The organism is Aequorivita xiaoshiensis, from assembly GCF_022008395.1.
In the GTDB taxonomy this organism is placed as follows: Bacteria; Bacteroidota; Bacteroidia; order Flavobacteriales; family Flavobacteriaceae; genus Aequorivita; species Aequorivita xiaoshiensis.
This window is the reverse complement of the sequence record NZ_JAIRBB010000057.1, coordinates 1-838: the sequence shown is the minus strand read 5'-3', so window position 1 is coordinate 838 and position 838 is coordinate 1. Positions and strand designations below refer to the sequence as shown.

Sequence of the window (838 nt, the reverse complement as noted above, 5' to 3'; positions counted from 1 at the left end):
CGTTGTAGCACATTAAACCAATCAACATACGAATGAACAAAATATTAGTTTTTTTATTCTTTTTAGCAATCGGAATCCTTTCCTGTAAAAATCCTCAAAAGGAATCTGACAAATTGGAAATTGCTAAAAATTTCTACATTGCGATTGACAATTCTAATCCTTTAGAAACGACTGAATTAATTACCGACAGATTTACGACCATTGACGACGGATTTGAGCAGAAATATAGTGGAAATGAATACGCTGAATGGGTAAAGTGGGATTCTGTATTCCAACCGACTTACAAAATACTAAAAATCGAAAAAGAAAATGGAATTGTAAAAGCTAAAATTTCAAAAACGGACAAGCGAATTTCCTTTCTTCATCACGAACCTATTGTTACAAACGAAATCATACAATTTGAGAATAATAAAATAAAGAATATCAAAAGAACTTCTGCTTCGTTTAACGTTGAGAAATTTGTTAAAAACAGAGATGAACTTGTAAATTGGATTGTGAAAAATCAACCTGAATTGAATGGGTTTTTGAACGACCAAACAAAAAGTGGCGGAATGAATTATTTAAAAGCGATTGAACTGTATAATAGCAAAAAATAACGTGCTACAACAACGTATATAGCTCATAGCTAATTAGTTGCTTAAACGAAGTTAAGGCATATTTGGAAAGTCGCCAAATTTTTAAATTTACTGTAGTTTTTATTTTATATTTTGGTAGCAGTAGTCCTTCGGTGGACGATTTCCAATAAAAAAGATAAATAGTAAAATTTAAAAATCTGGCTTGTGCTTAATCCGAAAAAATATCGCTAATTTACACGCTACGAGCCATATACAAGACCGTT

General features: G+C 31.1%; 1 protein-coding gene. It reads left to right on the top strand.

The window, feature by feature from the left end:
- Positions 1-32: 32 nt before the first annotated feature.
- Entirely contained in the window at positions 33-596 is a 564-nt protein-coding gene (locus tag K8344_RS13950) for a hypothetical protein (protein ID WP_237609288.1), read from the top strand.
- Positions 597-838: the final 242 nt, after the last annotated feature.

Excerpts from the sequence above, each read along its gene's own strand:
- K8344_RS13950 (WP_237609288.1), top strand. The coding sequence starts at position 33 with ATGAACAAAATATTAGTTTTTTTATTCTTTTTAGCAATCGGAATCCTT.